General features: G+C 69.5%; 4 protein-coding genes and 1 pseudogene. 3 read left to right on the forward strand and 2 right to left on the reverse strand.

Annotation, left to right across the window (positions count from 1 at the left end):
* The first annotated feature begins 254 nt into the window (after positions 1–254).
* On the forward strand, positions 255–2777 hold the full coding sequence (relA, locus tag ABZ281_RS31085) for a GTP pyrophosphokinase (protein ID WP_356660867.1): 2523 nt from the start codon (positions 255–257) through the stop codon (positions 2775–2777).
* Between the two features lie 97 nt (positions 2778–2874).
* On the opposite strand, the gene ABZ281_RS31090 is transcribed toward relA, so the two are convergent.
* A complete protein-coding gene (locus ABZ281_RS31090; protein WP_306923161.1) occupies positions 2875–4104 on the reverse strand; it encodes a DUF349 domain-containing protein in 1230 nt (409 codons plus the stop codon).
* Between the two features lie 136 nt (positions 4105–4240).
* On the reverse strand, positions 4241–5086 hold the full coding sequence (locus ABZ281_RS31095; RefSeq protein WP_356660869.1) for a peptidylprolyl isomerase: 846 nt from the start codon (positions 5084–5086) through the stop codon (positions 4241–4243).
* 169 nt (positions 5087–5255) lie between these two features.
* Between ABZ281_RS31095 and ABZ281_RS31100 the strand changes: the two genes are divergently transcribed.
* Positions 5256–5963 (forward strand): MBL fold metallo-hydrolase, encoded by a 708-nt coding sequence (locus tag ABZ281_RS31100; protein WP_356660871.1) that lies wholly within the window; start codon positions 5256–5258, stop codon positions 5961–5963.
* Positions 5964–5974: 11 nt separating this feature from the next.
* Positions 5975–6766 (forward strand): annotated as a pseudogene (hisS, locus tag ABZ281_RS31105) (histidine--tRNA ligase); the annotation flags it as partial.
* Between the last annotated feature and the right edge of the window lie 71 nt (positions 6767–6837).

Genomic DNA, 6837 nt, shown 5'->3' on the forward strand with positions numbered 1-6837 from the left:
GCCGAGAGCACGCACCGGACGCCGCTCCTCAACGGGCAAACGTTGCCTGATGCGGCACTAGCGACCGCAGCGGCCCGGCGGACACCGGCACGACACCGCGGAGGTGGGCCCGGAGGAATCCGGCGCCCGCCTCCTGCGTTCTGCGGGCTAGAGGGTCCTCACATTGGCCTGAAGGCGATCCTGGAGCTCAGGATCGCTACCATGGGGTCTCCGGAACCTGACCGGGGGACCCGGATCGCGCACGAGGAGCCCTCTTGCCAGACGAGGCCCAGCACCTGACCGCCGCCAAGCCCGAGTCCGCCTCGGCAGCCGCGGCGAAGCCCGCGCCGAACGCGCCCCACGCGAAGAACGACACCCGCGGGCCGGTCGAGCATGCCCAGGCGGCACCGGTCGACAAACCCGCCGATCAGGCGCGGCCCAAGCCCACCCCGCCGCCCGCGGTACGTCAGGCAGCCGGCCAGCCGGCCCGCTCCGGCTCCTCCAACCGCGTCCGCGCCCGACTGGCCCGGCTCGGTGTGCAGCGCGCGAACCCGTACAACCCGGTGCTGGAGCCGCTGCTGCGGATAGTGCGCAGCAACGACCCGAAGATCGAGACCGCCACGCTCCGCCAGATCGAGCGCGCCTACCAGGTCGCCGAGCGCTGGCACCGCGGCCAGAAGCGCAAGAGTGGCGACCCATACATCACGCACCCTCTCGCCGTCACCACCATCCTCGCCGAGCTGGGCATGGATCCGGCCACGCTGATGGCCGGCCTGCTGCACGACACGGTCGAGGACACCGAGTACGGCCTGGACGACCTGCGCCGCGACTTCGGCGACATCGTCACGCTGCTCGTCGACGGCGTCACCAAGCTGGACAAGGTCAAGTTCGGCGAGGCCGCGCAGGCCGAGACCGTGCGCAAGATGGTCGTCGCCATGGCCAAGGACCCGCGTGTCCTGGTCATCAAGCTCGCCGACCGCCTGCACAACATGCGCACCATGCGCTACCTCAAGCGCGAGAAGCAGGAGAAGAAGGCGCGCGAGACCCTCGAGATCTACGCGCCGCTCGCCCACCGCCTGGGCATGAACACCATCAAGTGGGAGCTGGAGGACCTCGCCTTCGCGATCCTCTACCCCAAGATGTACGACGAGATCGTGCGGCTGGTGGCCGAGCGGGCACCGAAGCGTGACGAGTACCTGGCCATCGTCACCGACGAGGTCCAGCAGGACCTGCGCGCGGCCCGCATCAAGGCGACCGTCACCGGCCGCCCGAAGCACTACTACAGCGTCTACCAGAAGATGATCGTCCGCGGCCGGGACTTCGCGGAGATCTACGACCTGGTGGGCATCCGCGTCCTCGTGGACACCGTCCGCGACTGCTACGCGGCCCTCGGCACGGTGCACGCGCGATGGAACCCGGTCCCCGGCCGGTTCAAGGACTACATCGCGATGCCCAAGTTCAACATGTACCAGTCGCTGCACACGACGGTCATCGGCCCCGGCGGCAAGCCGGTCGAGCTGCAGATCCGCACCTTCGACATGCACCGCCGCGCCGAGTACGGCATCGCCGCGCACTGGAAGTACAAGCAGGAGGCCGTCGCCGGCGCCTCGAAGGTGCGCTCCGACGCCCCCAAGTCGTCCGGCAAGGGCAAGGACGACCACCTCAACGACATGGCCTGGTTGCGCCAGCTCCTGGACTGGCAGAAGGAGACCGAGGACCCCGGCGAGTTCCTGGAGTCCCTGCGCTTCGACCTGTCCCGCAACGAGGTCTTCGTCTTCACTCCCAAGGGCGACGTCATAGCGCTCCCCGCCGGTGCCACCCCGGTGGACTTCGCCTACGCGGTGCACACCGAGGTCGGCCACCGCACCATAGGCGCCCGCGTCAACGGCCGGCTGGTCCCGCTGGAGTCCACCCTCGACAACGGCGACCTGGTGGAGGTCTTCACCTCCAAGGCGGCCGGCGCCGGCCCCTCCCGCGACTGGCTCGGCTTCGTCAAGTCACCGCGCGCCCGCAACAAGATCCGGGCCTGGTTCTCCAAGGAACGCCGCGACGAGGCGATCGAGCAGGGCAAGGACGCCATCGTCCGCGCGATGCGCAAGCAGAATCTGCCGATCCAGCGCATCCTGACCGGCGACTCCCTGGTGACCCTCGCGCACGAGATGCGCTACGCCGACATCTCCGCGCTGTACGCGGCGATCGGCGAGGGCCATGTCTCCGCACAGAACATCGTGCAGAAGCTGGTCCAGGCCCTCGGCGGCGAGGAGGCCGCCACCGAGGAGATCGACGAGTCGGTCCCGCCGGCCCGCGGCCGCAGCCGCAAGCGCCGCTCCAGTGCCGACCCGGGCGTCGTCGTCAAGGGCGTCGAGGACGTGTGGGTCAAGCTGGCCCGCTGCTGTACACCCGTCCCGGGCGACCCCATCATCGGCTTCGTCACCCGCGGCAGCGGCGTATCGGTTCACCGCAGCGACTGCGTGAACGTCGACTCGCTGTCCCGCGAGCCCGAGCGCATCCTCGAGGTCGAGTGGGCGCCCACCCAGTCCTCGGTCTTCCTGGTCGCCATCCAGGTCGAGGCCCTGGACCGCTCCCGGCTCCTCTCGGACGTCACCCGCGTGCTGTCCGACCAGCACGTCAACATCCTCTCCGCAGCCGTCCAGACCTCCCGCGACCGCGTCGCCACCTCCCGCTTCACCTTCGAGATGGGCGACCCGAAGCACCTCGGCCATGTGCTGAAGGCGGTCCGTGGCGTGGAGGGCGTGTACGACGTGTACCGGGTGACGTCGGCGCGCAGCAGGTCGTAGCCGTTCGGTCGCACACGACGACCACACGCACGTCGCACACGAGCACACGAAAGGGGCTCCCGTACACCGCGTACGGGAGCCCCTTTCGACGGACTGCTCAGCCTCCGAACTCCTGCAGGCCCTTCAGCGCCTGATCCAGCAGCGCCTGGCGGCCGTCGAGCTCACGCTGGAGCTTGTCGGCCCTGGCGTTGTTGCCCTGCGCGCGGGCCTGCTCGATCTGGCCCCGCAGCTTGTCCACCGCGGCCTGGAGCTGGCCGGTCAGACCCTCGGCACGCGCGCGTGCCTCCGGGTTCGTCCGGCGCCACTCGGCCTCCTCGGCCTCCTGGATGGCCCGCTCGACCGCGTGCATCCGGCCCTCGACCTTGGGCCGGGCGTCCCGCGGCACATGACCGATGGCCTCCCAGCGCTCGTTCACGTTCCGGAACGCGGCCCGGGCCGCCTTCAGATCCGTGATCGGCAGGAGCTTCTCGGCCTCCTCGGCCAGCTCCTCCTTGAGCTTGAGGTTCTCCGACTGCTCGGCATCCCGCTCGGCGAAGACCGAGCTGCGGGCCGCGAAGAAGACGTCCTGGGCGCCGCGGAAGCGGTTCCACAGGTCGTCCTCGTGCTCGCGCTGGGCGCGGCCCGCGGCCTTCCACTCGGACATCAGCTCGCGGTAGCGCGCCGCCGTCACGCCCCAGTCCGTCGAGTTCGACAGCGCCTCGGCCTCGGAGACCAGCCGCTCCTTGGTCTTGCGGGCCTCCTCGCGCTGCGCGTCCAGCTGCGCGAAGTGCTGCTTGCGCCGCTTGGAGAACGCCGAGCGCGCGTGCGAGAACCGGTGCCACAGCTCGTCGTCGGACTTGCGGTCCAGGCGCGGCAGACCCTTCCAGGTGTCCACCAGGGCCCGCAGCCGCTCACCGGCGGCCCGCCACTGGTCGGACTGCGACAGCTCCTCCGCCTCGGTGACCAGCGCCTCCTTGGCGTGGCGGGCCTCGTCGGACTGCTTCGCCCGCTGCGCCTTGCGCTCCTCGCGGCGCGCCTCCACCAGCTCCACGAGCTTGTCCAGCCGGACCCGCAGGGCGTCCAGGTCGCCCACCGCGTGGTGCGCGTCGACCTGCTCGCGGATGTGGTCGATGGCGGCCTGGGCGTCCTTGGCCGACAGGTCGGTGGTCTTCACTCGCTTCTCGAGGAGGCCGATCTCGACAACCAGGCCCTCGTACTTGCGCTCGAAATAGGCCAGCGCCTCCTCGGGGGAGCCTGCCTGCCAGGAACCGACGACCTGCTCGCCGTCGGCCGTACGCACGTACACGGTCCCCGTCTCGTCGACGCGGCCCCACGGGTCGCTGCTCACAGCGCCTCCTCCACATGATGCCTGCGGGGGGCCTGAAGCTCCCCCGGGCATCGTCCACAGTTTCGTCACGGCCAACATAGGCGACCGGCGGGGGGCGTGTCCGCATCCCGCGCGACCGAAATTTCGCAGTTGGGGGTCAGGATTTCGTGATCGTGGCCTTGTTGATCACGACCGTCGCGTTGGGTGCCGTATTGCCCGTCTGAGGGTCGGGAGCCTGCGCCCCGGCGTCCGCGATTTTCTTCAGGACCTTCATGCCCGCCTCGGACACTGTGCCGAACGGTGTGTAGTCGGCTGGAAGCTGACTGTCCTGGTAGACGAGGAAGAACTGGCTGCCGCCGCTGTTGCGGCCCTGCTTCGTCTGCGGGTTGTACTGGTTCGCCATCGCGACCGTGCCCGCCGGGTACGTCCCGCCCTTGAGGCTCTTGTCCTTGAGGTTCTCGTCCGGGATGGTGTAGCCCGGCCCGCCCATGCCGGTGCCCTTCGGGTCGCCGCACTGCAGGACGTAGATGTCCCGGTCGGTCAGCCGGTGGCACTTGCTGTGGTCCAGGTAGCCCTTGCCGAGAAGGAAGTTGAACGAATTCACGGTGTGCGGCGCCGCCGACGCCTTCAGCGCGACGTCTATCTCGCCGCAGGTCGTGTCCAGCTTCATCGTGTACTTCGCCGACTCGTCGATGGTCATCGCCGGTTCCTTCTTCCAGGTCTCCGACTTGATCTTGCCCGGAGCCGGCTTCTCGCACGGGTCCGGGGCCTTGCTGGGCGTGGCGCTCGGCGTGACGTCCGCGTTCGCGTTCTCCTTCTTGCCGTCGTCCTCGAACGGCTTGGTCAGGAAGACCGTCACCGAGAGCACCACGATCACGCCGAGAGCCGAGGCGATCACGGAGTTGCGGATACGGGCCTTGCGTCGCGCGTCTGTGCGTCGCTGCTGCTGCCGCAAGAACTTCTCCCGGGCGAGCTGACGCCGCCGCTGTTCCTGGCTGACCACCGGGTTCTCTCCTCAAGGGTCTGATACGTCGACCGGTACGCGTGCGTCCTGTGTGCCGAGCGCCTGCGTGTGCCCCGTACCGTATATGGGTTCGCTGAGGAATCGGCAGCGCCGGTAGGCTCTGTGAGCAGCCGTAGCCGCCCGTATATCGACACAACGAAGGACGATCGTGCTCATTGCCGGGTTCCCCGCCGGGGCCTGGGGGACGAACTGCTACCTCGTCGCCCCCGCCGCCGGTGAGGAGTGCGTGATCATCGACCCCGGCCATCAGGCCGCCGACGGCGTCGCGGAGGCGATCGACAAGCACCGGCTCAAGCCCGTCGCCGTCGTCCTCACCCACGGCCACATCGACCACGTGGCGTCGGTCGTCCCGGTGTGCGGCGCGCACGACGTGCCGGCCTGGATCCACCCCGACGACCGGTACATGATGAGCGACCCCGAGAAGGCGCTCGGCCGGTCCATCGGGATGCCGCTGATGGGCGAGCTGACCGTGGGGGAGCCCGACGACGTCAAGGAGCTCGCCGACGGGGCGAAGCTGGAGCTGGCGGGCCTGGAGCTGTCCGTCGCGCACGCGCCCGGCCATACCAAGGGGTCGGTGACCTTCGGCATGCCCGAGGCGGCGGACATCCCGCCGATCCTCTTCTCGGGCGACCTGCTGTTCGCCGGCTCCGTCGGACGCACCGACCTGCCCGGCGGTGACATGGCCGAGATGCTCGACTCGCTGGCCCGCGTGTGCCTGCCACTCGACGACTCGACCGTGGTGCTGTCCGGCCACGGCCCCCAGACGACCATCGGCCAGGAGCGCTCCACCAACCCGTATCTGCGGCAGGTGGCCGCCGGCCAGGGACCCGCTCGGGCTCCCCGACGAGGAATGTGACGAGACCTTCCGTGAGCACCTTCAAGGCCCCCAAGGGCACGTACGACCTGATCCCCCCGGACAGCGCCACGTACCTCGCCGTCCGCGAGGCGATCGCCGCCCCGCTGCGCAACTCCGGCTACGGCTACATCGAGACACCGGGCTTCGAGAACGTCGAACTCTTCGCGCGCGGGGTCGGTGAGTCCACCGACATCGTGACCAAGGAGATGTACGCCTTCGAGACCAAGGGCGGCGACCGGCTCGCCCTGCGCCCCGAAGGCACGGCCTCCGTGCTGCGCGCGGCGCTGGAGGCCAACCTGCACAAGGCCGGCAACCTCCCGGTCAAGCTCTGGTACTCCGGCTCGTACTACCGCTACGAGCGCCCCCAGAAGGGCCGCTACCGCCACTTCTCCCAGGTCGGTGCCGAGGCGATCGGCGCGGAGGACCCGGCGCTGGACGCCGAGCTGCTCATCCTGGCCGACCAGGCGTACCGCTCGCTGGGCCTGAGCAACTTCCGGATCCTGCTCAACAGCCTCGGCGACCAGGAGTGCCGCCCGGTGTACCGGTCGGCGCTGCAGGAGTTCCTGCGTGGCCTGGACCTGGACGAGGACACCCTGCGCCGCGCGGAGATCAACCCGCTGCGCGTCCTGGACGACAAGCGCGAGTCGGTCCAGAAGCAGCTGGGGGACGCGCCGCTGCTGCGTGACTACCTGTGCGACGCGTGCAAGGCCTACCACGAGGAGGTCCGCGAGCTGATCACGGCGGCGGGCGTCTCCTTCGAGGACGACCCGAAGCTGGTCCGCGGCCTGGACTACTACACCCGATGCGGTGCCGGTCGACCTCGGTAAGTCGGGCGGCGGCATGAAGCCGATACCCGCCGTCACACCCACGGTGA

This window comes from Streptomyces sp. NPDC006265 (genome assembly GCF_040613555.1).
GTDB lineage: Bacteria > Actinomycetota > Actinomycetes > Streptomycetales > Streptomycetaceae > Streptomyces.